This is a genomic window from Streptomyces sp. NPDC044106, from assembly GCF_056433985.1.
The window spans coordinates 32651-59319 of sequence record NZ_JBWKFZ010000028.1 but is presented as its reverse complement, the minus strand read 5'-3'; the positions used below and the strand labels follow the sequence as shown (position 1 = coordinate 59319).

The following is a 26669-nucleotide window of genomic DNA, read 5'->3' as shown; positions in this document are numbered from 1 at the left end:
TCACCTCCTGCCTGCGGTCAGCGTGGTCGTGAGGTCCGTCATCGTCTGCTGGACTTCGCCGCGGACGTGCCCGAGGAATGCTCCGGAATCGAGGTACAGGTCGCCCTCGAACTGGCCGCCGCCCCCTCCAGACGGCGACATCGCCAGCCGGGTCAGAGCGCTGGCCTGCGTGGAGGTGAACACCGGCTCGGGGCGGCCGGTGCCGTTGTAGGCCAGGTTCAACCCGGGCTCGAGGTAGCCGCCCTGGTCGTACCAGTGCGGGCTGCGCGACTGCCATTTCGAGTAGGCCCGTGCAGGGCTGCCGTAGTCGGGGCGGCCCTTGATGTACCCGAGCCCCCACCTGATCTGCGTCTTGTAGTTGGTGAGGTAGTCGGCGCCCGCGGACCTCATCTTCGATGCTGGTAGCGATTGCGGGATGCCGTAGGCCCCTGAGCTGCGGTTGAGAGCATCCCAGCGCCAGCCGGATTCGCCGTTCCACAGCTTCTTGAGGGGCCCGAATTGGTTCGGGCCCCAGCCGTAGCGGTGCAGGATCGACTTGGCGTACTGCTGTGCGGCGCCTGCTGCTGCGCCGGGGAATCCCTTGCCTCCCCCTCCGGTGAGGAACGGCATCGGGTCGACAGCCCGACCGTTGCGACGTGCTTCCAGGTGCAGGTGTGGGCCGGTCGTGTTGCCGGTCGCGCCGACCTCGCCGATCGTCGTGCCGCGATTGACGTGCCTGTGGAGCTTGGTGAGGATCGCCGACATGTGGGCGTAGAAGCTGGACAGCCCGCCGCCGTGGTCAATTTGGACGTGCTTGCCGTAGGGACCGCCGGAGGCGACTTGGGAGACGGTTCCGTCGCTGACCGCCCTAATCGGGGTGCCGGTTGCGGCGGGGAAGTCAAGGCCGGTGTGGTGCCCGGAGGACCACATGCTGCCGCGGACACCGAAGCGGGTGCCGTACTTGGCGTTGACGGGCTTGAGCCACTCGCCCCCGCCGCCACCGGCGAACATGCTGGCGGCGGCTTCGACGATTTTGTCTTTGAGGCCGCCCACCATTTTGATCGGGAACTTGGCGAGGGCCTTGCCCATCGGTGCCGTACCGACACCCTTGGTGACCTTGCTCAAGATGGGCTTGACCAGCTCGCCCCAGATCTTGGAGGGGTGGACGAGCAGGTCCGCGCCGGTCTTCGCCCAGTCGATGCCCTTGCCGACGACGTCGCCGACCGTGTCCTTCGTCCAGTCCCAGGCGTCGCCGATCGGCCCGAGGAAGCCGCCCCTGGCCATCAGCTTCGTGCCCGCGGCGGCGTGCAGGGCCTGTGCCCGGTTGCGGTACCGCGGATCGGTCGGGATCACGAACTCGGGGTACTGGCTGCGGCCTTCGCCGACGATCGCGGTGGGCCGGTTCACCTTCATCGGTGCGGCCGGAGCAAACCCGTCTCCGACGGTGCCACCTGCAGCGAGGAGCTTGGGCGCGTCGGGGAGCTTGCCTAGGCCGACGAACTTGGCGACCTTGTCCCAGACGGCCTTGATGCCCTTGGTGTAGACCCACTCGATCACGAAGTTGACGGGCCCGGCCGTGGCCTTCCTGATCTTTGCGAAAGCGGTTTTGATCGCCTTCTGGGCCGTCCCGAAGGCGTCGCCGACGAGGCGGACCGCAGACTTGATCCGGTCGAAGGCAGGTTTCAGGCCCTTGCTGTACAGCCACGACGCCCGATCGGCGATCCACCCGAACGTCGGCCTGATGGCCGACCGGTACAACCACATCGCCACCGCGCCGATGCCACGCAGAGCAGGCCGCAGAGCCTTCTCGTACAGCCACCTCCCCACACCGCCGACAAACCGGAACGCCGCGGCGATGCCGTCGATCGCAGGCTTCAGAGCCACCCGGTACAGCCAGCGGCCCGCCGCACCGATCCCATGGAACGCAGGCTTGACCGCCTTCTCGTACAGCCACCGCGCAAGAGCGCCGATGGCCCGGAACGTCGGGCCCAGAGCCGTCCGCCACAGCCAGAGCCCGACGGCCGCCGCCAGCCGGAATGCGATCACCACAGGAGCGACCAGTACGACGACGATGACCAGGGCGAGGATGCGTGCAGCGAGAGCGATCCCGTTGAATGCAGGCTTGATCACAACCCGCCACAGCCACATCACCCAATGGCCCACCGTCTGCACGGCGACCGTCACACCTGCCCTGATCCGGCCGAAGTTCCTGACGAAGGTGACCGCAAAGAAGATCACCCACCCCAGCGGCCCCGCACCCAAGAGGACCCACAGGTGCTGGCGCACCCACTGGAAGGCGATACCGAGCAGCCGAACCCCCGTCTTGATCTTTTCAAAGACGGGCTTCAGCGCGACGTTCCACAACCACAAAGCGCCGATCTTGAGGGCGGTCCACGTTGCGTTCACCGCTGTGCGGAACCAGGTGAAATGCTGGTAGGCATAGATCACGGCGGCGACAAGCGCGACGATCCCGAGGATGATCAGCGATATCGGGTTCGCCGACACGACCGCGTTGAACAGGAACATCGCGAGCGTCCACAGGCGCGTCGCGACGTAGGCGAGGTACATGCCCTGGATCAGCCACGGCAGGGTCGTAGCGATGGAAGCCAGCCCGCGAGCCAGTGCACCGAGGATCTGAAGAATCGGACCCGAGAGCGGAGCTAGAGCCTTCGACACCTGGTAGAAGGCAGAGCTGATGTCGCCCAGCGAGCGCGCCATGATCGGGCCCTGCTCAGCCGTATAGGCGAGGAACCGCTCGAACGCAGGGCTGCCCTTCAGGTTGGCGCCCCAGTTCGCGAAGCGGCCGGTGATGGCCTGCATCCGCGTCGAGATGGAATCCATGTGCGGCAGGAAGGCCTGGACGATGCCGCCCATGCCCTTGAACAGGTTCGCCATGGCGACGGACAGCCCGATGATCGCGGGCTTCACAGCCCCGGCGAGATCGGTCTTGAACTCTTTCCAGCCCTCCGACTTGAAGCCGCGGCTGGCGCGGTCCTGGAGCTCTCCGATCGCGTCGGCGGCGGCTTTCACGAACGGCGTCAAGCCCGGCAGGCTGCTCTTCAGCCCGTTGAGGGCACGTGTGAAGATCGGCATGACGGCGGGCTGGAGACTCTTCGACCAGTCGCCGAACGCCCCCTTCAACGCGACGAACGCATCGAAGGTCTGCCGCGCCGACGGGGTCAGCTTGTTCAGCGCTTCCTGGTATTTGGCCTGCGCGACGGCAGCCTGATCGACGCCCCCGGCCGCCTGCTGCGACGCGGAGGCAATCTGACGCTGAGCGCTGGCGATCGAATCCGCCGCCGACGTATGCGCCTCAGCCAGCGCCCCCTGAGCACGCCCGACCGACCGCGCACCGTCGCCCTGAACCTTCGACGAATTGCGCTGCGCCTCGGCAAGCCTCCCCTGAGCAGCCGCAATAGCGTCCGCACTGTCCTCCTGTGCGCGCGCCGCACTACGCTGCGACTCCGCGACCTTCCCCTGCGCCGCCGCAATCTCAAGAGCGTTGGTCTGCTGCTGGCGGGCCGCCTCCCGCTGAGCCTTCGCCAGATCGGCGGTCTGCTCGCGCACCTGCCGCTGAGCCAAAGCCACCCGCTCCTGCGCGGACTTGACCGTGTCAGAGCCCTCAACACCAGCTTTGTCGGCGGCCTTCTTCTCCGCCGCGGTGCGCTTCGTGTCCAGCCGCTGCTCTTTGAGCCGCTGCACCGCCTGGTCGTAGGCCAGTTGCGCCTGCGCCACCTGAAGCGCTGTAGCTTTCGAGCCGCTCGCGCGCACGGCGTTGAGGCGCGCCTGGGCATCCTGCACTCCCAGCGCCGCGTCCCGCTCCGACAGCTGCGCATCCGCAAGACGGTTGGAGAGGTCCTCCAGCTCCACTGCCGCGTCCCGGCGTGCCTGTGTCAGATCGAGCTGCGCCTGCCGGGAAGTGCGCTGTGCATCGGCCAGGGACTGCTCCGCTGCTGCGACCCTCTCGGCTGCGGCCCGCTGCTGATCGGCGGCCTGCCGAATCGCGGCTGCCAGACTCTGACGGGCCTGCTTGACCTGCTGGGCCGCATCCCGCTGGCGGTCCGCAGCCTGCTCCACCGCTTCGGCAACACCTAGCTCGGCCTGCTTGACCTGCTGGGAGGCCTGCCGGTTCGCTTCCGCCGAATTACGCACCGCGTCCGCGACGCCCTGCTCGGCCTGCCCGATCTGCCGGGCCGCATTGCGGTGCGCAGTCGCCAGAGACTGCTGGGCGCCAGCCAGTTGCAGCGCCTTTCCGGCGCCTTGGCCGTTGGCCTGGCCGCCCTTGATGGCCGCGGTCGCCGCTGCCTCCTGGGCGGCCTTCTGCGCCTGCACGGCTTTGGCGATGCCGACGAACGCGGGGATCGCGACGGCTGCGAGCGCGCCAACGCCAGCCCCGGCGGCAACAGCCGCCGAGGTGATAGCGCCGATCCCCGCAGCGATGATCGGAAGGGCAGGGATGACCGCCACAGCACCGAGCGCCACAGTCAGCTGCAACAGAGCGGCAGTCGCCTGAGCTGTACTGACGTCGGTCCGGATGTTGATGCGCTTGCCGTCGAGCGCGGCGATCTGCGCACGCACCAGAGCAAGTTGCGCGGAGGCGGCACCAGTGTCGATACGTACAGCGACGTCCGCATCCGATGCCGCCAGCGCCTGCAGGCGTGCCTGGATAGCCTCGACGCGGGCCATCGCCGTGGCGACGTCCATGTCGACGCCGATCCGCACATCCCGCAGCGCCGTCAGCTGGGCGCGCAGTCGGGCGACCTCGACTTCGGCGGGCGTGGTGTCCGCACCGATGTTGATGTTGGGGAGGCTGGCCTCCGCCTGCTGCACGGCCGCCCGCAGCCGCTGCCCGAACGTTCCGTCGGTCTCCACCCGGATGTGGGCGGGATGCGCGGTGACCGCGTCGATCTGCTCCCGCAGGAGCCGCAGTTGAGCGATAGCTGCTGCCGTGTCGGCGCGAACAGTGACATTCGGGTGGGCTGCACCGATCCGGCGCAGCCGCTCCTCAATGTCGGCGACCTCCGCGCGGGCACGCTCGGCATCTATGTCGATGCCGATCGTTTTGCCCGACAGCGTTTCCAGGCGGGCCCGCAACCGGGCCAGGTCCGCATCAACCCCGGTGTCGGACAGCCGCACATCCAGCTTGGGCATGCTGCGGAAGGCCGCCTCCAGGCGGGCCTTCAGCGACCGGGCGAACGCGCCGCCCGTGTCACTGCCCTGCCTGGTGGCGGCCGGCTTAGCCGCCTTCGCGCCGTTGTTGATGCCCTGCGTGACCGCCGGCGCAATGTGCTGGGCGATCTGCCGACCGATGATCCGGCCAACCTCGTCGCCCACCTGCGACGCCGGAGGAACCAGTGCCGCCTGCAACCTGGCGCGGATCCCCTGGGTGTTTGGTACGACATCGACCTCGACGGAGCCGACACTGATCGCCACGAGGGGCCTCCCCTCGCAGCGCTATGCGGCGCCCCCGTTGATGAGCTGGAAGAGACGCTCAGCAGCCTGACCGGAGATCTTCGGCTTCGGTTTACGCGGCTTGGCGCCCGGCCGAGCCGTCGGCTCCGGTTGATCAGGGCGGTCGCTCTTCTTCTCCGTGTTGGCGCAGATCGTCACGTACTCCAGGCGCCGGACAGCATCCAGCACCGACGCGGCGAGCTGTTCCAACTGGCTCCAGCGGCCCTTCTCCGGCTCGCCTTTCTCCGCCTGCTCGGTGAGCTCCTCATCCGAGAGCAGGTTGCGCATGGCGGTCATCGTCGACGACTCAGGTGGCAGATGCTGGATCAAGATCCGCAGCTGCCGCCACGTCATCCTTCCCCTGTGCACATCAAGGACGTCTCGCTGGTAGTAGCGCCACAGGTCGGCCTCTACCGCCTCCGCGTGCGCCTTGAGGACCTGTTGGGTCCACGCGATTTTCCCTGGCTCTCCGGCGCCTGCTCGCTGGCCTCACCGATGAACTCGCCGAACTCCTCGTTCGTGGGGTCGAGTTCCTCGTACAGGCCGAAGTCGTCCGGGTGAATTACGAGTTCGGCGAAAGCGTCGATCTGCCCGGAGTGCAGCAGCCGGTTCCATGACTGGCGCCACACACCGGGCGGCAGGATCTGCACCTGCTCGCCGACCAGCTCGGCGGTGACGTAACGGCCTTCGGCCTCATCCTCCTGCGCCCCAGCAGCGTTGTCGTCGTCCTCGTCGAAGGCCTCTTCGGTCTCGACGTCCGGGGCGACGACGGCTGTCTTGTGGGGCGCCCGGGTGACGGTCTTCTTGCGGGCGGCGGGCTTCGTGCGGGTAGTTGCGGTCCTGGCGTTGGCAGCCATGGCGCGGGTCTCCTTCATCTATGGCGCGGTTCTGGGAGTAGAGGTGGGCGGGCCAGGCTCCGCGCCAACGCGCCTAGCCCGCCCACCAGTCAGCGCGGCTCAGGAGCCGGTGTAGTCGGGTGTCGCCGGGACCTTGTCGCTGTGGTAGACCGTGTTGCCGCTCGCGTCTGGGTAGGCGGTGATCGTCACTTCGTAGGCACTCATTTCGTCCTGCTTGAACGTGACGTCGCTGCGGTCGCTCACTTCGCCCTGGGGGACGTAGAAGCCGCGGGCCGAGTCGCCGTCCATGACGAGGAACCACCAGGCGCGGCGGTCGGGCACGGGCGACGCTGTCTCCGCGAAGCTCGTGAGGCCGCCGACCGGCTCGAGTTCGGCAGCCGGAAGCCGGTACATGATCGACGTGACGGCGACGCGGGCGGTCTCCCACAGGGTGACCTTGAACGTCCGCACCGACTTCGTGATCTGGGTGCGGAACGGGCTTGTCAGACCCCAGGGCGTAAATTCCTGGCTGTCCTCATCGAAGCCGTAGGTCAGACCGTCATCGCTGATCGCGCCGAGCGGCTCCCACGGGGCGACCGGCTGGATCAGCGGCGACGCAGGCGCAGAAGTGCCCGTATCGCCCACCCATCCGCCGCCATTCGCTCCGATGACGGTGAGGTCCGCTGCGCGGGTGATGTTGACCATCAGTTGTCTCCAGACATGTGTGAAGCCCGCGCACGGGCGGGATCAAGGGAAGCGGCGCGGACCTAGAACCGGTCGTCAGGAGACCGGGCGGCTGTACATCTGGTAGGTGCCGCCGACGCGGCGGAGGGCGGTGTTCTCATACGGTCTTGCGGCCGGGGGCGGGTTCGATTGGATCCGCCCGAAGACCGCGGACTCGGTTGCCGATCCGGCCAGTTCGGTCATGAGCCAGCCGCGGATCGTCGCCGACAAGGCGATCGCCTCGCCGCGGGTGGCCGCGTACACGTCGATGTCAACGAAGGCCCGGTCGAGACGGAACCCATCATCGCCACCAGCCGGCACGCGCTGCACCTGCACGGTCGGCAGCTCATTGAGGAGGTTGTTGTCGGTCTCGTCGCGCACCACCGCCTCATCACCAAACTTCGCCTGCAGCCACTGAATGACCTCAAGCTCGACATCGACAGATCCGACGGCGGCGGCCATCAGCGGCCACCTGCCTGAGCGGCGCGGAGCAGGACGTGGTGGGCGTGAACCTTCTCGGTGCCGTACTCCACGAACCGCGCGTAGTAGGAGCTGTTGGTGACCGTGGCAGTCGCGCGGTCACGGTTGCGGCCTCCTCGCCGCGTGCTGGTCACGTGGAAGCTGGACTTGTAGTGCCCAGGGTGCGGATCTCCCGCCCCACCAACAGGGGCGATCGACTCAGCTGTGGACTTAATGAGCTCAGCCCGCCGCACCATCTCCGCGCGCACCATTTCTGAGCGCAGCAGCTGACCGACGCCCTTGGTGGACATCTTGAACCGTGCCGCCATGGGACCTCCGCTCGTCTAGCCGGTCACTCGGTCCGCGGCGAACTGCACGGGGCCGCGAGTTCCGGTGAAGACACTCCGCCCCCAGTCGCCGGGCTCGCCGGTGATATCGCATTTCACGCCGCGTACCTTCGCCTGGTCCGTGGTGCGCAGCGGAAGCGAGGCGTGGTTCTTCTGGCCGGGCGGCGCATACACGGTCCAGCCGACGATGACGGTGTCCCGGGCCTGCTGCTGGTCACCGCCCACCTGCGGCGTCTCCGCTCGTGGCGTCACGGCGCAGCCTTCGAGGTCGAACGACTGGTCAGGGCCCGGCAGTGGCTGCCCGCGAGGGTCCCGACCCGGCGAGGGCCCGGTACGGAGGATCCGCACCACCTCTCCGAACGGGTACGGCATCAGCCATACCCCCAGCCCGGCTCGTACTCGTCGAGGAAACCGGCGTCGTCGATCGGCCACGTCGGTGACGGATCAGCCGTCTCCGGAGTCGGATCGACCGTGAAGGCTCCGCCCCGACCGGCCAGCGACTTGAGCGCCGACTTGTCGGCCTTCGTCAGATACAGGCCGCCCGAACCGGACGGACGCTGCACCGACATTGGGCCGATCGTCTCGTAAGACACCTGCTGCGGATTCACATACGCCCGGCCCGCTACCGACAGGACGACGGCTTCGGCGCCCTCCGGGAGGGGCTTCACCACCGTCTGGCACAGATTGACGGCCTGCCGGATCAGCAGAGCCGCCCGGTCCCCGAGGATCTCGTCCAATCCCAGATACAGGCCGAGGTCTTCCGCTGTCGGGATCACGAATGCCACAGCAGCCTCCTAGGGCAGGGCTTCCACGGCTCCGCACCAGGCGGCAAGGTCAGCAGTCGGATTGAGTTCGGCAGAGCGGGCCTTGGCGCGCTTCCCGGCGAGCCTGTACTCGGCGGCCGTCGCGAGCTTCCGCAAGACCGCTTCGTAGCCGTCGATGTCGGCCCGGTCCACGAAGATCCCGGCCTCGCCGAGGGACTCCGTGAGTCCAGGCGTCGGGTGGGCAACAACGGGAATGCCGCTCGCCATCGCCTCGCATCCAACGCGTCCCCACGACTCGTAGGAGGACGGCATGAGCAGCACGCGAGTGCGGCCGTACACCTTCTCCCGCATGTCCTGGCCGTCGACGTGCTCGACGATCTCCACGTTGGGCAGGTCCGGGAGGAGCTGCTCGCCGTAGGCGCCGCGCACCGCGAGGAACTGCTGATCCGGCATCCGGCGGGCCAGCGCGTCGAGCACCTTGCCACCCTTCTCCGGGTTGCAGTTGATGAGCGTGACGGCCTTGCCAGGCTTCGTCGCGTACTCGCCGGCGAACACCGGCGGACGCACGATCAGGCTGGATTCGGGGCGGATCGACTTCGGGTACTCGGCGAAGAACATCTCCGCCTCCCGCTCCATCCACCGGCTGTTGTAGACCGCCAGCGCAGTTCCGCCCGCGGCGGCGTCCCGGAAGGTGGGCCTGTGCGTGTTGTGGCAGACCACGATCATCGGCTTTCCGTACCCGCGGGCCATCGACGCCGTCGGCGGAACCGTCTCCAGATGCGCGAGCAGCACATCCGCCCGACGCACGGCGGTCGGGAAGTCCAACCGGGACTCCAGGGGGATGACCTTGATGCCGCGGTACTCGTACTCCTTGTGGGCGCTGCCGTAGCGGGACAGCCACACCGACACGTCGTGCCCGCGCTCCACCAGGGAACGCAGCATCGACACGAGCATGTGCTCAGCGCCCGCATTGTGCTCCGGTGGAAACGCGTGCACGCGAGCCACGATCTTCACCGGCTTGGCCGTCCCGCCCGGCGCGGAAGCCGGGACGGCTGCCATCACGACCCCGAAGGAGTGCCGGTGTACTTCACGAAGGCGTCCGCGTCGCCCTGCACATAGCCGTAGTAGGCCTCAGCGAGCAGCAGCACCAAGTTCTCCTGGAACGCCGAGTGCACGCCACCCTCCTCGTCGACGTAAGTCGCCTCCTTGGAGATCCGCACCGTGATGTCCATGCCCACGCCATACGCCGCCTGCGACCAGTCGCCGCCGATCGCGCGCAGGCCAGTGTCCGTCGACGCGGACTGGCGGCGCTGCTTGCCCGACACGCTTCGCGAATACGCCAGGGGCTGGCCGATCAGCGTGCCCGCCGATGCCATGTCCGTTCCTGGGGTCTGGGTGTCCACCAGGATGGGGCGGCCCGTGGTGTCCGTCGCCAGGAGGAGCTCCGGCTTCAGCCGGTAGTCGGCGACCGTACCGGTGTAGTCCCAGTCCTCGTCGATGACTTCCTTCATGCCGGTCACCAGGTCACGCCAGATGCCGCCGACGCCCTGCACGGCCGTGCCGAGAACGACGGCGTTGCTGGTCATCGCCAGGTAGTCGGCGAAGGGGCCGGTGGCGCCCTTCATGGTCTTGCCGTGGATTGCCGCGTGGTCGAAAGCCCGCGCGAACGCCGTCGGAAGATCCGTCTGCAGCTGCGTCCACAGACCGCCCGAATTGGTCATGACGACCTCTTCGGCGACCGGGATCAGAACGGCCAGCTTCTTCGCCGTCATCTGCTTCACACCGACCGACGAGGTCGACAGGGGCTTCTTCGCCGCCTGCCCAACCCAGTCCGCAGTCGGCACGTCCATCGGGATCGGAACCGACGTGGTGGCATCGATGGCCAGCGGCGCACGCCGCGCCAGCGCCATCACCGCCGAGGACTCGACGGACTTCTCGAAGATGGGTCCGGCCAGAGTCCGCGGCAGGAGTGCATCGTTCACATCGGTGATCTTCAGGGGGGCGGTGACCGCCATGGTGTCCTTCTTTCAGCAGCTACTTGAGCTGCGGCTTCAGCCATCCGGCGAACTCGTCGCCCGGGGCAGGGGGCCTGGTCTGGTTGGCGCCGGACGCCTGAGTGCGGTCCGGTACGGGACGCCGCGGGCCCTCCTGGGGCTGGGCCTTCGCCCAGTGCGGCTTGCGCTCCAAAAGCGCCTGGAGATCCGCCTCGATGGCGGTCTCGTCGATGTCGCCATCCCCGTCGATGTACGAGTCGAGCTCGAGCGCGCCGACCGCGTCCTCGGGGTCCGTGAACGCCGGACGGTCGTCAGCCGCAGCGCCGGCGAGCGCCTGCACTCGGGCCTTCGCCAGCTTCTGCCGGGTCTTGGCGATCTGGTCGTTGGCCGCCGTCAGCTGGTCGTTGAGGCGCTCAGACTCCGACTTCTCGGAGTCCTTGATGCGCTGCAGCTCGGCGGCCTTTGGCTCCAGTTCCTTCAGGCGCTTACGAAGGTTCGCAGCCTCCGAGTTCGCCTTACGGATCTTCGCTTCGGCCTGCTTCCGGTCGAACGGCTTCTCCTCGACCTCGGTGTCCGCCTCCGGGGCGTCCTCCGTGGTTTCGGTGCCGTTCTCCTCGGTCGCCGTCTCCTCGACGGTCTCCTCGGTGCCGGCGTCGGCCTGCTGCTCGCTCGTCTCGGTCGTCTCTTCAGGCATGACGGATCGGCCCTCCAGGGGCTGTGGAAAAGGGAAAGGCCGCCACCAGGGCGACCTCGTTGAACGGAAGAGTGCGGCTGTCAGCCGTGCTCGGCTATAGCTCGCCGGAACCGGCGAAGCTGATCGCCCGGATAGGGGGCCGCGTACTCGCGGTACAGCCGGTCCCACTCCTGGGCATGAGAGGAAAGTTCAAAGCGCTGGCCACGGAAGACGGGGATGACGCCACAGTTGCATCCGTCATGGGCGCGGAAGCCAGCCGTGTCCTGCTTGTAGACCATTCCGCGGCTGGCAAGCATCCGGCAAAACGCGCAGGCACCCAGGGCTGCCGCGCGGGCGTAGCCGACGGCCATCCGGTCCTGCCGGACGGCACCCTGGACCGTGCCGCGGCCCTGATCGGTCACCAGCTTCTGTACGACCCCCTCAGCCTTCTTCTCGGCAGCATCCAGGCGCACATTCAGCGGCTGCAGTTGAGCGTCGGTTGTCGCCGGGTCGCCAGGGTCACGGGGCCACAGGTCTTTCGTCGCCCACCGCAGACTGCTGTCAACCTTGTCGTCCGGCGGCGGGTCCAGCAGCGGAACCGTGAACCGGCCCGTCACCTTCGCGGCCACCCGCTCCGCGTCGTAGAAGTCGGCTGCTGCCGTGGCTGAAGCGTTGCCGTACTGCGCCACCAGGGCGCGTACCGCCTCGATCCAGTCCGGCACCGTGCCGGTCAGGTCTCGCGGGCGGATGAGGCGCCGCAAAGTGCGCATGTCCCGAAGCAGGAACCGCGTCAGGCCGCGTTGCGCCCGCCGCTGCCGACTCGCGCCTGCACCGTCATCCGAGACCAGCGTCGCCATCGACGACCTCCGGAGACGGAGTCTCATCGTCAGCAGTACCTAGAGCGGCCAGGCGGTCGAGCATCGACCGGCCGTCAGTCCGCCGCCGATCCGCACGAACCCGCTGCCGCTGTCCCTCCGACAAGCCGGCCATCTCCAACGTCACGTCAGAGTCCGCGGGGAGGATCCCGGCCTGAACCAGCTTTACCGTGGCATCCGCCTGAGCGGCCACCGTCGGCGTCGCCGGATTCCGCCACACCGTCTCGATCCGACGCGCCGTGTCCGGCGGCTCCCCGTCCCGCACCCACAGGGCAAGCCGCATCGCCTGCTGCCACGCCGCACCGAACCGGCGGATCCGCCGCTCCGAGCGCTTGACGAGCTTCGCCTCAGTCGACCGGATGGCGTCCGCGGAGGCAGGGTTGTCTGTCGTGTAGCCGAGCATGTGCGGCGGCAGCCCGAACTGCGCGGACATGATCCGCGCATACAGGTCAATGATCTTCGTCATGCCGGTCGGGTCATGCGCAGCGAACTGACCGACCGCCGGTACCTGACCGTCCTCGTCCCGCTCCAGAGCGAGCACGCGGCCGATGTACGTCTCCCAGGCCGACTTCGCCGTACCGTCTGCGTCCTGGAAAGCCGACTCGGAGGCGCCGAGGATGTAGCGCTGCGGAGCCCCGAAGAACTCCGCGGCGACCTCCATACCCATCAGACGCCGACACGCCGCATCCGTGATCGACATGACCTCGGGAGTGATCTCCGACTTGCCGACCCGGTCCGCCGTGCGCTGCCGATTCGCCATCCGCACCACCGGCACCACACCGAGATTGTGCATGTCCCGGTCAACGACCTCCCAGCCACCCGACTCCGACGGCAGACACATCACCGTCTGTTCCGGCAGATAGAGGACCAGCATCCGCTCCTCGGGACCCGACTCTATGAAGGTGTCGGCCGCGCACTCGCGCAGCGCCGCCGTACCCATCCGAAGACGGGCATCCCACATCAGCGTCATATCCAACGGCGACTCAGCCGAGATCAACGGCGGGCAGTCATCCGTCCCGCAATCCCCAGAGCCGACCGCCAGATACTCGCGGCCGTACACCAGCGAATCCAGGTGCGCGAGACTCGACTCATCGAACAGGTCGTTCGCCTCGGCGATCTCCGACAGCTCCGAAGAGTCGGCGCCGTCAGCCCAGCGGAACGCCTCCAGGTCGAGGCGCTCCTCCAGCGATTCGACACCGACACGCGGCCAGCCGATCACGGTATGCAGGCCCTTCAACTGCGGCGGAATACTGATGCCGAGGTCACGGACCAACTGCTCACCGTTGAAGTACGCGTCCCGCAGCTTCAGCGCCCACCGGTCGCGCAGCATGTCCGCCCGCAACATGTTGATCAACGCGAGTTCGTCATCCGACAAATACACCAGCGGAAGATCGGGAATCGAGACGGTCACCGCAGCACCACCACCCGTCCCTTGCCCCGCGACTTGGGCCGCTTCCCGTACTGCTTGCTGTTGAGGAGCCGCCTGCGCAGCATGCGGGCGCCGATCATGCACACCGCGAGGTCGATCTTCCGTGCGGACTCGCGGTGTTCCTTGCCGATCGTGATCCCCCACGCATTCGTGCGCCGACGCGCGTTCGCCACGTGGGTGCGCATCATCTTGTGACCGTCGTGAGTGAGACGCCGCTCAAGGATGTCCTCGCCCGTGCGCTTCACCGCGTCCGTGAACTCTTCCTGGTGGCGCGGAGCGCCCATGTCCCAGCGGACCGCGTGCTGCTTCGGTCCGGCCGTGACGGCGTGCAGGATCAGCTTCGTGCCGTGCGACTGCCCCCACTTGTCCAGGTAGGGATCCCAGTAGCGCTCGCCGTCGTCATCCTTGCCGGAGCCCGGGTCACAGAAGAACGCCAACACCTTGTACGCATTGAAGGCCCGCTCCACGACGCCATCTACCTCATCGCGCGGCACCGTCCATGGGATATCTGGGTCCCAGTTCGCCGGCCGCTGCCACACGCCGAACGTGATGACGTGGCCGTCCGACATCCGGCAACCAGCGAGCGCCGTGGCGTCGTCGGACTTGGAGCCGTCGAAGAACAGCACGAGCTCTTCGCCATCCAGCACTTCGAGAGCATCGGCCTTGCAGGCGTCCCACTCGTAGGGCGCCATCCAGGCGTCCTCAGCGGCAACGATCTGGTTGTACCAGAAGCGCCGGGACCTGCTCGGCGGGTTACGGACGTCGCTGATCGACTGGACGATCCTGTCCACGTTCAGCCAGGTCGCGTCGCCGCGGATCGACCGAATGACCGCTGGAGCGTCATCGATCGTCAGCGGAGCCCGCGCCGGCGCCTCGATCGAGTCGTACAGCAGCCCCGAGTCCATGACCCGGCCCGCGTCGGCAGCCTCCCAGGCATCCCGGTCCTGCTCCGCCACAGAGTCTTGGCCAGGCTCGTAGGCGTTCGTGATCCGTAGCGTGCGGGCAGCGCCATCTGCCGACTTGGTGGCGTTGCGCTCGATCACGGCGGCCATGTCGTGGCCCGAGTTCGACGAGTCCCAGTGGTGGGTCTCGTTCAGCAGCACGAAGGTCGCCCGCGCACCTTCCAGCGTCGCCGGCGACGACGTCACGGCCTGGATCAGACGGGAGTCCCCCAGGGCGTTGACGGTCTCCTTGCCGACCTGGATGCGGTAGTGCTCCTTCGCCTCCGCCGTGAACAGCGAAGGGAAGAGTCGCATCGTGTTCTTCGTCTGCTCGAGGCTGACAGCCGCCGTCTGAACCCAGGCTTCCGGGCTGTCCGTTGCGATTGGCGTGCCGTCAGGAGCCCAGTCTGCGAAACGGGACGGGCCGAGCGCCTCGACCGCGCACAGGCATGCACCGGTCGGGTCTTTCCCCCACCCCTTCAGTCGCTGGAGGACCCCATCGCGGTAGGCGAAGGTGCCCGATTCGTCGAGGGCGAACCACCAGAGGTAGAAGCGCGCCTGCTCGTCGGTGAAGCGCCACGGAACGCCGCGGGAATGCTGCAGCCACACACCGCACCAGCCGAGAACTTCCCAGCCCAACGTGGCCTCGGGGAGCAACCAGCTGCCGTCCGGGGTTCGCTGCCAGGTGGGGCCGATCAGCTTCGGTTCCCACTCCAGCGCAGGGCGGGGTGCTATGCCCGACAGCCGCTCCCGATACCAGGCGATGACCTCGCCGTGGCCGTCATCCTGACGCTCAACCGACCGTCTACGCGCCACGGCCCCAACGGGCCATAGCTGCCGTGCGCGCCGACGCCGACGTGTTGCCCTTCGCCGGCTGCTCCTCGTCCGGCAACTTCAGCCAACCAAGAAGACGGGCCAGGACGCCGCGGTGCTGCCGGAGCTCTTGGACGAGCGGGGAAGCCACGGGCTGCCCCATGCTGCCCGTAACGATCAGCTCTGCGTGCTCCAACTCGGCTTCGAGACGCTCAACCAGATCGATCTCCCGGCAAGCGTCCTCCAGCACGCGCAGTTCGTCTATTCGCAGGTCGTAGCCCTCGGAGATCTCCGTCCAGACCACCAGGGCCTTGGCGCCGAGACCCGCAGGGGGATCTTGCTTCGCTGTCATGGCGACCCTCCTGGGGCCTCGAACGACCCACCAGGGGCCGGAAAAATACAGGTCAAGCGCACGCTGATGGTTGGGTGCTAGACGGTCCCGATCCGCATAACCGCAGGTCAGGGGTATACCCCCAGGTCAGAGGCATGATCGGCGATCTGATCAGATCGGAGATCGTTCGGGTCACCCAGAGATCATCCGGGCGTCGAGTTGACCATGATCTAGAGATCGCCAAGGGTCCGTGGATCAACCTTGACGATCTCTAATCGATCTTCGTTCTCGATCTTCTTCGACTTCAATCATTGATCATTTCGCTGATCAATATCTCATCGAGATCAGATCACTCTCACGCGATCACCATCGCATCACCATGCAGCACTGCACATGCATTGCCTTGCCCCTGCCCACTGCCCGTGCCCTGCCCGCCTGCCCGGCAATGGGGCGGACGGTAGGGGCGGCGGCACCGCCTGCCCTACCCCTCGCGGCCGGCCTGCTCCCTGCCATCGAGGGAGTGATGGACCAGTAGCCAGCCGACCGATCCGTCGTCTTGTGGTCGACCAGGTCAGGCAGTGGTGCGGCGTGGAACGTGCTGGTCATCGTCGCTTGCCGCCTCGAAGGGCCTTTGCGTGCCGGCTTGTCCACATGCCTGTCGCAGCCTTGTGCCTCAGCGCGCAGTAACCGCGAGCTCGACTTCCGAGGTACTTCGACACGGCTCGCACACACCGGTTGTAGTCCCCACTCGTCCCCCATTTGATCTTGGCTGCGCCCTGGCCGGTCGTCCAGTAGTTCCGGAGGGTCTGCGCGTTGCCTCGCCGGCTTCGGTTTCCTCGTCCCTTGCTCGCCACGTTGGATCACTCCTCGTTTGGCGCGGGCTTCTGGTCTTCGGGGTCGGGGTCGACGCGTTGGATGCTGGCGCCTTGCCCTGAGGGGATGGCGAAGCAGATGCCGTGGCTGTCGGCGAGGACGGCCCATCCGCTTTGGAAGGTGAGGGTGAGGTCGTCGTCTTTGCGCTGATCCCTGGGGTGGACGATCAGGTATGCGGGCACGGTTCGGTCTCGCTGTCGACGCGGTACACGTCGTGTCCTTCGTCGGGTTCGAGTCCCATGATCGCGGCGAGTGTTGCGTGGCCTTGTGTCGTGGGGATGAGCTTGAGGTCGAGGGGTCGTTTGAGGAAGACGTACTTCTTGGCCGCGCTCCAGAGGATCTCGTTCATGGCGGTGTCGCGTGGGTCGGTGCCGTGGGGGACGCGAACGTAGGTCGAGAGCATGGCGGTTACCTCATTCCGGGGTGGGGTTCTTGCGGCCTCTTCCGAGTGGGCTTTGGGTTGGCGCGCTGGGCGGCGTTCCCTTCGGCACTGCTTTTCTGATCATGACAGGGGCCGCACACGCCCTGAAGATCGGCAGGCCCGTTGAGGTCCGCCTTGGCCACGATGTGATCGCAGTGCGTGGATGGTCGTGTCCCGCAGAGAACGCACGTCGGGTCACGTTCCAGGATGCGTGCACGGATCTTCGCCCAGCCGGACGGGAACCTCGCTTTGCGCCCGCTCGACTTCCAGCCTCCGCTCACGGCCGCCTCCTACCCCTCGGGGCGTTCGGTGTCGCTGCTGTCTTCGGGGGGTTCGAGGATCTGGATGCGGGCCATCAGGCGTCACCGTCGCCTGCGTCGGGGAGGGCGGCGTTCTCGATGAGGTAGTTGCCTGCTTCGACGAGCAGCTCGCCGAGGGATCGGTAGACGTCTTCGGCGTGGAGTGTTTCACCGCGAAGGGCGACGGCGAGGGTGCCGACGCGTCCTCCGATCGGTGTGGCTCCGGGTAGGCAGGTGGTGACCTCTACGGGTGCGGTGATCTCTGCAGCCATGGCGCGGGCTCCTGCAGGTCAGGTCGCGGCGATCCCCAGGCCGGGGTCGTACTCGTCGAGTTGAGATAGGGCGTGGGACAGGAGGGCTCGCAGCAGGGCCCGTTCACGCGCCCGGTCGGGGATGCCACCGGCCTGGTCGACGTAGCTGTACGTCTCGCCATCGGACCATGCATAGAGCAGTGTGACGGGCTTCTGCTTGAGCCGATCAGCGTTGGCTTCCGCTCTGGCGGCGTCCAGTCGGCACGCTTCCGGACCCCCAGGACAGCAGTCCTCGGAGTCCCGGCACGCCTTGACGAGTGATGCGATCGGTTCGGTGGCCATGGGCGCGGGCCTTTCGTGGGGTGGTTAGTGTTCGTGGAAGCGCCTGATCAGCACGCCGCTCCAGGTGCGGACGTCGGTGTTGATGCCGTCGCAGTCCTTGATCAGGCACACCGAGCGGGCCGCCTGTATGGGCTTCTTGCGCGCGCTGACCGATGCCGAGTTCGCGTTCAAGCTTGTCGATGAGGGCGTAATCCGGGGTTGGCATGGCGCGACCTCGTCACCCTATGGGCACGCCCCAAAAGGGAGTTCAATTCGCCCTAACAGGCACTAAGCGAGGCTGAATTCAGTACAATGCTTATATGGTCACATGCAGCGCAAATGAGTGCGAGAAGCAGGCCAAGCGACGAGGTTTCTGTTACGGCCACTACGCACGACTGCTTCGCTTCGGCGATCCGAATCACGAAGTCCGCAAATGGATACGTGGAACTTTCGAAGAGCGCCTCTGGGCTCAGATAGAGAAGCGCCCCACCGGGTGCTGGGAGTTCGTAGGGACGGGGCCGAGGGAAGGCCTGTACGGGAAGCTGATCGGACCGGACGGTAAACACGTACTTGCCCATCGGGCGTCGTGGGCACTGCACAACGGCTCACTGGCCGACGATGAGGCCGTCCTGCACCGTTGCGACAATCCACCGTGCATCAACCCTGATCATCTATTCCTGGGCGACCGCGCGGACAACAACCGCGACATGAAGGAGAAGGGGCGGCATTTCTGGCATACACAAACCCGCTGCCCGAACGATCATGAGTACACGGAAGAGAACACGCTGATCAAGAATGGGCGTCGGCAGTGCCGGATTTGCCGCCGAGCTCGCTTTCAGCGAGGCAACGCCAAACGGATTCCCTCCTCAAGGGAAACGGCTGGAGAGTAGAAGTCCAGCATCCGCTTCGGGTCGCATACCCGGTGATGAACCCCTTGGGGAGCAGCAGGCAAGTGTTTCAGCTCAGGGTGGTACCCGGCCTCGGCTGCCACCAGCTCGGCGAGTTCATCGAAGGTCGTTGCCCTCCCCCAGCCCAAGTTGACCGGCCCCTGGAAGTCCTGGTCGACAGCCGCAAGCGTGGCGCCCACCAAGTCTGATACGTGGATCCAGTCGCGGGTGGAGCTGCCGTCGCCCCAGATCTCGAACGGGTCCTCACGGCGCTTGGCGCGGGCGATGAACGCAGGGAACGGGTAGCAGCCCGCCTGGTCCTCGCCGTAGCCAGAGAACGGCCGGAGCACGCTGACGCGGCAGCCTTCCGCCTCGGCGTACTGGGCGAGCTGTTCCCCCGCGAGCTTGGCGAGCCCGTAGGTCGCGTCGGGTCGTGCGGGCTGCTCGTAGTCGATGTCCGTCTCGACGAGCCGGTGGATCGGACCGGGCTGCTGAAGTGCGACCGGGTACGCGGCGCTGCTGCTGAAGTACACGGCGCGCGGGGTGCCGGACCGGGCCAGCCACCGGAAGTACCAGGCATCCAGCGCCAGGTTGGTGGCGACGCCGAGCGGGCTGCCGTCGATGCTGGCCCGCCCACCGACGATGGCCGCGCAGTGGATGGCGAGGTCCCAGCGGCGGTCGTCGGTGCGGAAAAAGTCGAGGGCGTCACCGCTGCGGGCGTACACGGTGGCGTTGAAGTCGATGCCGAGGACGAGGTCGCCGCGGTCGAGGAGCGAACGGTGCAGGTGGCGGCCGACGAACCCAGAGGCTCCGGTGAGGAGGACGCGCATGCCGCCCCCTCAGCTGGTTTTGATGGCCCGGTAGACGCCCCACGGCAGCCCGCTGTCGACGGGCTCCAACCCGATTCGCGCGCACGCTTCGGCCTGCTGCTGCGGGGACCAGGTGGTGATGCCGATCCACGAGTCGGCCTCTTCGGGCGTCTCGGAGACGGGCCAGTCGAGGACGATGATCCCGCCAAGCTTCGTCGCCGAGCGCAGGCGCCCGATGATGTGCAGGCAGTCCACCCAGCTGTGGTGGATCAACACGGCGAGCGCGTACACGGCATCCATACGTCGGCGGCCAAGATGCGCGGCGATCCCGTCGGCGGTGGTCTGCACGGTGGCGATGTCGGGGGCGCGTTCGGTGAGCCGGTCGAGCATCCGCTGCGAGCTGTCGACGGCCGTGACCTGGTAGCCGAGAGCGGCGAGCGGGAGGGCGACGCGGCCGTCACCACAGCCGAAGTCGAGCACCTTCGCCCCGCCGGGGATCACGCTGGCCAGCATGTCGGCCTGTGTCTGGCCGGACTCCCAGTAGGCGTCCTCGGAGACGTGGCGCGTCGGGTGGATCGCGTCCGGGTCGGCCTGGTCCCAGGCGGTGATGACGTCAGCGGCAGTCACGAGTTCTCCTGCCTGCTCGCCAGCCAGCGCCGGACAGTCTGGTTGTGGCGAGCGTCCGCGAGGGCGTTGTGCTCGCCGGACTCCTGCTTGGGCAGGTCGTCCCAGCCGAGCCCCTGACGGCGGGCTTCCTGCTGGATGTCGTTGGTGAACATCGGGACGCCCTCGGGGAGGTCGATCATGCGACCCCAAAGCTGGGCGAGGCAGACATGATCGTAGGCTCCGTAATTCGCCCAGAGCTGCACGTCGGAGCCGGTCTCGCGGATGAAGTCCACGACCTCGTCGGCGATCCGCTCGATAGGCTTCACGGCCGGGTCGCGGTAGTTGAACAGCCACGATTTCGGCATGTGGAGGTTCCAGTCGCCGGACGGCTTCGGGAGGTGCGGGATGACGTTCTCCATCAGCCACTTGTGCTTCCGGACGCGACGGCGGAGACGCCAGCCCTTCCAACCCTGTGAGGCGAGGCGAGCGTTGACCGCGTAGTACGTTCGGCCGTCATCGGCGACCATCCCGATGGAGATCGGCTCGATGGTTTTTCCGTCCTCCAGGAACTCCCAGTCGTAGTCCAGGGCGCTCACGAGGCCTCCTCGACGAGCTTCCGGAGCTTGGCGAGGTCGGCTTGGAGGCCGCCGTTGTCGCGGTAGTCGTAGTAGGCGGCCGAGTCTGCGGTGACCTGTTCGGGGCTGTTGCACTCCTCGTAGCCCTGATCCATCTGCGCCTTGGACGCCGCGGGATGGAGGTGCTCGATGACCATGTTGTCGAGGTAGGTGATCCGCCCCATGCCGCGACCCCATTCGATCCAGACCAGGTCGGCGCACAGGTGCACGAGGCAGTCCGCAACCATCACGCCCAGCGTCCCGACGATGTCGGAGGTCATCGCCACGGCAGTCGCCATAGCCTCGCCCTGCAGCAGGTCGTTGCCGTAGACGATGCCGGGGCCGCCGGACAGGCACTCGCGGATGCGTGCATCCCACGGCATAGCCGCGGGCCGGGGACGGTGATCGTCGCCCATGAACGCCAGGTAGCGGTACTGCTTGGCGGCCTTCACGGCCTGCGCGTTCAGGGTGCCGACGAGCCGCCGCCGCTTGCCGAACGTGAACCGCACCCGCTGGTCGGCCTTGTACGTGGCGGCGTGCTTCTTGTACGCGGCCAGCTCCGGATCATCCGTGTCGACCGCGAACAGCAGGTCTGCGGTCGCACCCGTGTCGTCCCACGCCTGCACGATCTCCGGCACGGCCTGAGGCCTGCCACGGGTCGGGATGATGACGAGCAGATCGTCGGCCATGGCGCGGGCTCCTGAGGTGTGGGCCGGTTCGGTACGGTTGGCCAATGAGCAACGTGACGAGCGTGTTCCTGGTGGTCGGCGACAGTCGCGACGGGCTAGCCGAGGAGGTCGCCCCGAAGGTTGCCGAGGTCGTAGCCGAGGTGATCCGGGAGACCGCCGCCAATCCGGACGCGGCGGCACACCTACCAGTGATCGCGAACAGTGAAGACGCCTGTCACCCGCTGCAGGGCGGCAGCAAGCCGGGGGGCGGCGCCGTGATCTGGTTCGCCTGGAACTACGCCCGCCCCGTTGATCTGGAGCAGCGGCTACAGCAACGCGGCTTCCAGAACATCACCGTTTGGTCCCAGCAGGAGTTGAACCGTGCCCGGCCGCGCGTGACAACCTGGTAGCCGACGTCGAGGACGGCCATGGCGCGGACCCTTCAGTAGACCTTCAGCGTGCCGGTGCGGTAGACGGGCGTTTCGGACCCGCCCGCAAACTTGATCCACACCGCGTATTCGCCCTCAACCAGCGTGGTGATGCCGCCGTTCGGGCCGACAAGGATCCGGCCGTGCGGGGCCAGCCACTCACCCGTCAGCCAGTCCCCACCCTCGGGGCTCAGGTCGGTGAGGAGGAACGCAAACTGCGGCGGCACAGCCAACTGGATCTGAGTTCCACCTGCGCGGGCGACGACGGTGACCTTCACGAACTCGGTGCTGATAGCGGCTAGATCCACGGCTGGCTCACCGTCCATCCCCCGCGGGGCTCGCTGTACTGGACGGTGATGTCGTCGGTGTCGACCGCATCAGTTTTCGCGCTGAGTTCGCTGGATCCCGACAATGCGGCGGCGGCTGTCGCGGTCTGGACAGTGGACGCGCCAAGGTCCGACTCGGCGCTGAGGCTGGCGGCGACAACGACGGACCGGGTCGCCGCGGCGGTCTGGGTGCTGTCAGAGGTGAGCGCGGCCGATGCGAAGTACGTGGCGGCGCTGGAGGCCGGGGTGTTGACGTTGTCGAATTCCGCGAAATTCGTGGTGCCGTTGTTGCGGTAGGACCACAGGTCGAGGGCGCACGTGTTGATCGCCGAGGTGACCCAGGCGGGGGTGGCCAGCGTGCGGCGGTTCGTCCACGTCGAACCGTCCGTGCTGGTGTCCCACAGCACGTTGCCGCCCGTTTCGCGGATCCGCAGCCACAGGTGCGTCACCGCCGAATAGGTGAGGGACACGGCAGCACCATCGAAGTACGCCACATTGGATTCGCAGCGGATGGTGCCCGTAGCGGTGTTGATGCTGAAGGCGAGGTTCGTGCCACCAGTCGCAGTGATCACGGAGAAGACGGTCTGGACCTCAAGCGTGCCGCCATTCACCGCTGCGGCCAGCGGAACCTGCAAGTAGACGGAACTCCCGGCCAGCGTCCATGTCTTGGCCGTCTGGTAGCCGGCGTAGTTGCCTGCCACGCACGGGATACGGGCGCGACCGCCGGTTTCGGACACGCCGCCGTAGCTGTTGCCCCAGTCAGGGCCGATGACGCCGTCGTTGAATGTGTCGACGAGGGTCGAGAGGAGAGCCACTGGTCACCTCTCGATCACGAAAGCGCAAACGCCAAGGTGCCAGCGGTGATTTTCAGCTCATCGCCAGCGAGCAGTGTTCGGGATGCGGCGAGCGGCCCGTACCAGAGGCGGATCGGAACCCCCGCGGAATCCCACACTTCGACGCCGACAAAAGTTCCGGCGGGCATACCGGTCCAGACGATGTCCGCGCTGTTGGAGGTGGCGCCGGATGCTGCGGCGCCGACGGTGAGGGTTTTGCGGACGTAGCTGCCGCCGGTCGCTTCAGTGCCTGCCGCGGAGTCGGATCCGTTGATGGTGACGAGGGCGACCTTCAGCGGGAGGGTGGGGGCGGTTGTCGCCGTCCCCATGATCCAGTCGAGGCACCGGTTCTCGGCCGTATTGGTCAAGTTATCGCTTATGTTTACTGCCCTCCTTCCTGGTCAGGTGACGCCGAGGTGCCCGGCATGGCGGGTGATGTTCTCGGCGCCCGGCGGGTCGACGCTGATCCACACCCGGTAGTCGCCGCGGATGAGGATGAGTGCGCTGCCAGGGCCGACGAGGAGGCGGGCTTCGTCGTCAGCCCACTCGGCGGTCTTCCACTCACTGCCGCTGGGGTTGTCGCGGTGCGCGACGGCCGCGATCTTCACCGGGGCCCCGGTCAAGTCGACTCCGGGCGGGGCCGTGACGGGCACGTGCAGGTATTCGGTGGAGGAGGCAGGGATCAGCACGGGGCGCCCACCTCCCAGTCCTCGTAGGCGGCGCCTGCCGTGTACGGCTCGGAACGCGGCGGGGACACTGACCACCTGCTGTAGGGGGCGCCGACGGTGACCTCGATGTCATCGTGTTCGACGAGGACAGCTCCAGCCGCTGTGACGCCGGCGGTGACCGTCAACTGCCCGCCGAGGGTGCCGGTGCTCTGACCTGACGCCGCCAGCAGCGCGACTGCTGCGAGCTGAGCCGCGCCCGTGGAGGTGCGCTCGGCAGCCGCGGTCAGTTGGGCAGTGGCGGCGAGCGTGGCCGCGCCGTGGTGTCCGGAGGTGACAGTGCCATCGGCTGACGCCGTTGCGGTGGCGGCGAGCGCTGCGGCGAGCGACCGGCCGACAGAGGATGTCGCTTCCAGGCCGGCGGTGGCGGCAAAGCCTCCCGTGGTGCTGGTGCCGCGCAGTCCGTCTGCAGCCAGAGCCGTATTGCCGTTCAGTCCGGCGCCGGTTGCGGCCTGGAGGGACCCGGCTGCCGTGAGCCCGGCTGTGGCCGTGAGGTCTGCGGTGCTGGTGCCGCTGGCCGATACTGCACCGACCGCTGACAGGGTCGCGAGGATGGTGGTGGAGGCGGTCGCCGCGGTGGCGTTGCTGCCTGCCGCTGCGAGCACAGCTGTGCCGGTGAGGGCGGCGGCCTCGGCTGCTGTCCGCAGTCCTGCCGCTGTCATGTCGACGGTGCCGGTGAGGGCTGTGTCGCCTACTGCGGCGGTCGTGCCTGCCGAGGTGAGTTCCGCAGTGGCCGGGAGGCTGCCGGTGAGCGCTTGGCCTCGGCTTCCTGCTCCGGTGAGGGTGGCGGTGACGGCGAGGAGCGTGGTTGCGGCGGATCCGGTGCTGCCGTCGGCTGTGGTGGTGGCTGTGACGGCGAGGTCGGCCACGGCGATGGCGTGGCGTGTTCCCGCGCCGGTGAGGTTTGCGCCCGCGGTCAGATCGGCGCCGCTGGATGTGTCGACTGTGGCGCTCGCGGTGAGTGCTGCTGTGCCGGCGAGTGTCCCGGGTCCGGCAGTTGCACGGGTGCCGGCGCTGGCGAGGGCCGCGGTGCCGGTCAAGGCTGCGGGGCTGACTGCGTCGAGGCCGAGGGTGGCGCTGGTCGTTGCTGTGGCGGTGAGGGAGGCGGTGGAGGCTGTGGCCCGCTCGCCGCTGGCGGTGAGGGCTGCTGTGGTGGTGTGGGTGGCGTTGTCGGTTGCGGTCCGGGCCCCGCCCGCTGTGAGGTTTGCTGCGGGTGTCAGTGCCGCGGCACCGGTGGTGGAGCGCAGGCCCGATGTGGACAGTGCCGCGGTCGTGGTGGTGGCTGAGGTTCCGGTAGCGGCCCGTTGGCCGGTGGCGGCCAGCGTGGCTGTTGCGGATCGAGCTGCATCACCTGTGGTGCCGGTGGTGACGTCGGCTGCGGTGAAGTCGTCGAAGCGCAAGGCTGCGACGGATTCGGCGCGGAGGCCGACGCTCGTGCCGGTGGCAACGGCGGTGTTGACGACCGACACGCGTTCGACGCCGTTGACGAACCCTTTGATCGTCGACCCGACAGCTTGCACCTTGGCGACATCGCCGGCGACGGCTGCTCCGGCGAAGCTGCCGATGCTGGTGAAGCTGCCGCCGACGACCGAGAACAATGCCCAGCTGCTACCGTCGTTGCGCCACAGATAGCCGGAGGTGATGTTGGTGTTGCCACGGCACCACACGCCATGGCTGACGGCCGCTGTCGCCGCAATTTTGACCTGCGCGGAATGGTCGTTGGTGGCCATCGCCGTGGCGGCACGCAGGATGATTGTGCCGCCCGCGGATCCTGATGACAGCTGGTTGGAGATGATCGACCAGTCGCCGGATACCTCAACCCAGTTGGCGCCGAGGCTGGTGGAGTCGGCGCGGTTGAAGTCGTCGGTGAAGGTCGTCATATCCGACGCCCCCGTTCAGGCCCTATGCGGACTGCGGAGTGAGCGCCGCTGTCAGCGTGGACAGGGTGAACGAATCCGCGGACGCCCACGCCTTCGAAGCGGTCAGCGCGACGGTGAACAGCAGCGTCCCGGCCGATGAGGCAGTCCACACGGAGATGTGGGTGAGCGTCTCCGAGGTGCCGCCGTTCGTCCACGCCGACGGGGCGCCGCTCAGCGCGAGAGCTGAGCCGGACGAGGAGGCGGCGAAGGTGAAGCTGTTGCGGGTCGTCGACCCGACGCTGATGGCGGTGGTGCCTGCCGCGCCGGGGTCGGCGGTGTGCAGCTGGGCGAACGTGCCGGCGACGGGCCCGTAGGCGGCGCCGGCGGTGCGGAGGGTGTTGAGCCAGCCGGAGACGAGGCTGGGGGCGAGTCCTGCGGTCACTGTTCCGCCTCCTCAGGTTCGGGCTCGGTCTCGGGGTGGTCGGTGTCGGGTGCGGGGGTGACCTCGCCGGAGGCCTCCAGCCGCAGCTTGTACTCGTCGGGCATTGGGGGCTCCTTCGGGGTATCCGCCACCCGGCGGGGAGATTTCTTCGGCCCCATCGCCGGGCGGCGGGGCGTCTCGTGCCTTTCGGCCTTCCTCGGGCGCTACCCGAGGCTGTCCGGGTCTCGAGACGGAGACCCGGTCTTGGGGTGTCCCGCCGCCCCGGCTGGGTGAAGTGGGCGGCGGGACGGGGGCGGATGAGCTTCGGGGCCGCCCCGTCTGGGGGTTGCGTGTCCGCCCGGCCCCCACGGCCGGGCGGACAGCAAGGGGCCGAGCGCAGGGGGGTGCGCTACAAGGCCCGCCCTGCGTCGACCACCGCGCAGGGGGTCTAGGCGGCCAGTAAGGCCCGGATGTTGAGGATCGGCGGGGTCGCACCGGGTTCGAGGAGGACCAGCGTGTCCTTGTCGCGAACTGCTTCGGGGATCTCTTCGATGTCGTAGAGGACGCCGTTCTTGCGCCGCCAGCGGTCTTGGTGCCGGGTGAGGCGGCCTTCGGCTGCCCAGCGACGGATGGTCGCTTCGGGGCGTCCGGCGACGTGCGCGGCGAGGTCCACGGGGATGAGCAGTCCGGGCATTTGTTCACCCCCGGGCATG

General features: G+C 67.6%; 33 protein-coding genes. 2 read left to right on the top strand and 31 right to left on the bottom strand.

The window, feature by feature from the left end:
* The 20 genes from AC07DI_RS35115 to AC07DI_RS35020 form a co-directional block, all read right to left on the bottom strand.
* Entirely contained in the window at positions 1 to 5412 is a 5412-nt protein-coding gene (locus AC07DI_RS35115; protein ID WP_478908792.1) for an aggregation-promoting factor C-terminal-like domain-containing protein, read from the bottom strand.
* Positions 5413 to 5433: 21 nt separating this feature from the next.
* On the bottom strand, positions 5434 to 5718 hold the full coding sequence (locus AC07DI_RS35110) for a hypothetical protein (RefSeq protein ID WP_478908790.1): 285 nt from the start codon (positions 5716 to 5718) through the stop codon (positions 5434 to 5436).
* A 122-nt stretch (positions 5719 to 5840) separates the two neighbouring features.
* A complete protein-coding gene (locus AC07DI_RS35105) occupies positions 5841 to 6287 on the bottom strand; it encodes a hypothetical protein (protein WP_478908788.1) in 447 nt (148 codons plus the stop codon).
* A gap of 99 nt (positions 6288 to 6386) precedes the next feature.
* The gene (locus AC07DI_RS35100; protein WP_478908786.1) at positions 6387 to 6971 is read right to left on the bottom strand and encodes a phage tail tube protein; all 585 of its coding nucleotides are present in this window, start codon (positions 6969 to 6971) and stop codon (positions 6387 to 6389) included.
* Positions 6972 to 7046: 75 nt separating this feature from the next.
* A complete protein-coding gene (locus tag AC07DI_RS35095; RefSeq protein WP_478908784.1) occupies positions 7047 to 7451 on the bottom strand; it encodes a hypothetical protein in 405 nt (134 codons plus the stop codon).
* Positions 7451 to 7777 carry an HK97 gp10 family phage protein gene (locus tag AC07DI_RS35090; RefSeq protein WP_478908782.1) on the bottom strand — a complete coding sequence of 109 codons (327 nt, stop codon included), beginning with the start codon at positions 7775 to 7777 and terminating at the stop codon, positions 7451 to 7453. The genes AC07DI_RS35095 and AC07DI_RS35090 overlap by 1 nt, the downstream gene beginning before the upstream one ends.
* Before the next feature lie 15 nt (positions 7778 to 7792).
* On the bottom strand, positions 7793 to 8047 hold the full coding sequence (locus AC07DI_RS35085) for a hypothetical protein (protein ID WP_478908780.1): 255 nt from the start codon (positions 8045 to 8047) through the stop codon (positions 7793 to 7795).
* 119 nt (positions 8048 to 8166) lie between these two features.
* Positions 8167 to 8580, bottom strand: coding sequence for a hypothetical protein (locus AC07DI_RS35080; protein WP_478908779.1), 414 nt, complete (start codon positions 8578 to 8580; stop codon positions 8167 to 8169).
* A 9-nt stretch (positions 8581 to 8589) separates the two neighbouring features.
* Positions 8590 to 9501, bottom strand: a complete 912-nt coding sequence (locus AC07DI_RS35075) for a glycosyltransferase family 4 protein (RefSeq protein ID WP_478908777.1) — start codon at positions 9499 to 9501, stop codon at positions 8590 to 8592.
* Positions 9502 to 9617: 116 nt separating this feature from the next.
* Positions 9618 to 10574, bottom strand: a complete 957-nt coding sequence (locus AC07DI_RS35070) for a phage major capsid protein (RefSeq protein ID WP_478908776.1) — start codon at positions 10572 to 10574, stop codon at positions 9618 to 9620.
* A gap of 19 nt (positions 10575 to 10593) precedes the next feature.
* Positions 10594 to 11247: a hypothetical protein gene (locus tag AC07DI_RS35065; RefSeq protein ID WP_478908774.1), complete on the bottom strand. Its 654-nt coding sequence runs from the start codon at positions 11245 to 11247 to the stop codon at positions 10594 to 10596.
* Positions 11248 to 11327: 80 nt separating this feature from the next.
* On the bottom strand, positions 11328 to 12083 hold the full coding sequence (locus tag AC07DI_RS35060) for a VG15 protein (protein WP_478908772.1): 756 nt from the start codon (positions 12081 to 12083) through the stop codon (positions 11328 to 11330).
* Positions 12061 to 13512 carry a phage portal protein gene (locus AC07DI_RS35055; protein ID WP_478908770.1) on the bottom strand — a complete coding sequence of 484 codons (1452 nt, stop codon included), beginning with the start codon at positions 13510 to 13512 and terminating at the stop codon, positions 12061 to 12063. The genes AC07DI_RS35060 and AC07DI_RS35055 overlap by 23 nt, the downstream gene beginning before the upstream one ends.
* On the bottom strand, positions 13509 to 15287 hold the full coding sequence (locus AC07DI_RS35050) for a terminase (RefSeq protein WP_478908769.1): 1779 nt from the start codon (positions 15285 to 15287) through the stop codon (positions 13509 to 13511). The genes AC07DI_RS35055 and AC07DI_RS35050 overlap by 4 nt, the downstream gene beginning before the upstream one ends.
* The gene (locus AC07DI_RS35045; RefSeq protein ID WP_478908767.1) at positions 15277 to 15636 is read right to left on the bottom strand and encodes a hypothetical protein; all 360 of its coding nucleotides are present in this window, start codon (positions 15634 to 15636) and stop codon (positions 15277 to 15279) included. Before AC07DI_RS35045 ends, AC07DI_RS35050 begins: the two co-directional genes overlap by 11 nt.
* Positions 15637 to 16475: 839 nt before the next feature.
* Complete coding sequence (locus AC07DI_RS35040; protein WP_478908766.1) at positions 16476 to 16670, bottom strand: hypothetical protein; 195 nt, start codon at positions 16668 to 16670, stop codon at positions 16476 to 16478.
* The gene (locus AC07DI_RS35035; RefSeq protein ID WP_478908765.1) at positions 16655 to 16891 is read right to left on the bottom strand and encodes a hypothetical protein; all 237 of its coding nucleotides are present in this window, start codon (positions 16889 to 16891) and stop codon (positions 16655 to 16657) included. The genes AC07DI_RS35040 and AC07DI_RS35035 overlap by 16 nt, the downstream gene beginning before the upstream one ends.
* Before the next feature lie 373 nt (positions 16892 to 17264).
* Positions 17265 to 17480, bottom strand: coding sequence for a hypothetical protein (locus AC07DI_RS35030; RefSeq protein WP_478908763.1), 216 nt, complete (start codon positions 17478 to 17480; stop codon positions 17265 to 17267).
* A gap of 18 nt (positions 17481 to 17498) precedes the next feature.
* Entirely contained in the window at positions 17499 to 17801 is a 303-nt protein-coding gene (locus tag AC07DI_RS35025) for a hypothetical protein (protein WP_478908762.1), read from the bottom strand.
* A gap of 24 nt (positions 17802 to 17825) precedes the next feature.
* A complete protein-coding gene (locus AC07DI_RS35020; RefSeq protein ID WP_478908760.1) occupies positions 17826 to 17972 on the bottom strand; it encodes a hypothetical protein in 147 nt (48 codons plus the stop codon).
* Between the two features lie 128 nt (positions 17973 to 18100).
* Here AC07DI_RS35020 and AC07DI_RS35015 point away from each other — a divergent pair, with 128 nt between their 5' ends.
* On the top strand, positions 18101 to 18670 hold the full coding sequence (locus AC07DI_RS35015) for an HNH endonuclease signature motif containing protein (RefSeq protein WP_478908758.1): 570 nt from the start codon (positions 18101 to 18103) through the stop codon (positions 18668 to 18670).
* Here the strand turns inward: AC07DI_RS35015 and AC07DI_RS35010 are convergent.
* Genes AC07DI_RS35010 through AC07DI_RS34995 form a run of 4 tightly spaced genes read right to left on the bottom strand, consistent with a single transcriptional unit; the run spans position 18616 to position 21385 of the window.
* Positions 18616 to 19497, bottom strand: coding sequence for an NAD-dependent epimerase/dehydratase family protein (locus AC07DI_RS35010; protein ID WP_478908756.1), 882 nt, complete (start codon positions 19495 to 19497; stop codon positions 18616 to 18618). The genes AC07DI_RS35015 and AC07DI_RS35010 overlap by 55 nt on opposite strands.
* A 9-nt stretch (positions 19498 to 19506) precedes the next feature.
* On the bottom strand, positions 19507 to 20103 hold the full coding sequence (locus AC07DI_RS35005; RefSeq protein WP_478908755.1) for a class I SAM-dependent methyltransferase: 597 nt from the start codon (positions 20101 to 20103) through the stop codon (positions 19507 to 19509).
* Positions 20100 to 20678 (bottom strand): 3'-5' exoribonuclease domain-containing protein, encoded by a 579-nt coding sequence (locus AC07DI_RS35000; protein WP_478908754.1) that lies wholly within the window; start codon positions 20676 to 20678, stop codon positions 20100 to 20102. Before AC07DI_RS35000 ends, AC07DI_RS35005 begins: the two co-directional genes overlap by 4 nt.
* Positions 20675 to 21385, bottom strand: coding sequence for a hypothetical protein (locus AC07DI_RS34995; protein ID WP_478908752.1), 711 nt, complete (start codon positions 21383 to 21385; stop codon positions 20675 to 20677). The genes AC07DI_RS35000 and AC07DI_RS34995 overlap by 4 nt, the downstream gene beginning before the upstream one ends.
* A gap of 44 nt (positions 21386 to 21429) precedes the next feature.
* Here AC07DI_RS34995 and AC07DI_RS34990 point away from each other — a divergent pair, with 44 nt between their 5' ends.
* A complete protein-coding gene (locus tag AC07DI_RS34990; RefSeq protein WP_478908751.1) occupies positions 21430 to 21774 on the top strand; it encodes a hypothetical protein in 345 nt (114 codons plus the stop codon).
* Positions 21775 to 21806: 32 nt separating this feature from the next.
* On the opposite strand, the gene AC07DI_RS34985 is transcribed toward AC07DI_RS34990, so the two are convergent.
* The 7 genes from AC07DI_RS34985 to AC07DI_RS34955 all read right to left on the bottom strand — a co-directional run bounded on the left by AC07DI_RS34985 (position 21807) and on the right by AC07DI_RS34955 (position 26650).
* Positions 21807 to 22070, bottom strand: a complete 264-nt coding sequence (locus tag AC07DI_RS34985; RefSeq protein ID WP_478908749.1) for a hypothetical protein — start codon at positions 22068 to 22070, stop codon at positions 21807 to 21809.
* Positions 22071 to 22090: 20 nt separating this feature from the next.
* Positions 22091 to 22933, bottom strand: a complete 843-nt coding sequence (locus AC07DI_RS34980; RefSeq protein ID WP_478908747.1) for a hypothetical protein — start codon at positions 22931 to 22933, stop codon at positions 22091 to 22093.
* Positions 22934 to 22947: 14 nt separating this feature from the next.
* Entirely contained in the window at positions 22948 to 23319 is a 372-nt protein-coding gene (locus AC07DI_RS34975; RefSeq protein ID WP_478908746.1) for a phage tail fiber protein, read from the bottom strand.
* Between the two features lie 33 nt (positions 23320 to 23352).
* Positions 23353 to 23640, bottom strand: coding sequence for a hypothetical protein (locus tag AC07DI_RS34970; protein ID WP_478908744.1), 288 nt, complete (start codon positions 23638 to 23640; stop codon positions 23353 to 23355).
* Positions 23634 to 25556 carry a beta strand repeat-containing protein gene (locus tag AC07DI_RS34965; RefSeq protein WP_478908742.1) on the bottom strand — a complete coding sequence of 641 codons (1923 nt, stop codon included), beginning with the start codon at positions 25554 to 25556 and terminating at the stop codon, positions 23634 to 23636. Before AC07DI_RS34965 ends, AC07DI_RS34970 begins: the two co-directional genes overlap by 7 nt.
* Before the next feature lie 22 nt (positions 25557 to 25578).
* The gene (locus AC07DI_RS34960; protein WP_478908741.1) at positions 25579 to 25977 is read right to left on the bottom strand and encodes a phage tail fiber protein; all 399 of its coding nucleotides are present in this window, start codon (positions 25975 to 25977) and stop codon (positions 25579 to 25581) included.
* Positions 25978 to 26404: 427 nt separating this feature from the next.
* Positions 26405 to 26650, bottom strand: coding sequence for a helix-turn-helix domain-containing protein (locus AC07DI_RS34955; RefSeq protein ID WP_478908739.1), 246 nt, complete (start codon positions 26648 to 26650; stop codon positions 26405 to 26407).
* Between the last annotated feature and the right edge of the window lie 19 nt (positions 26651 to 26669).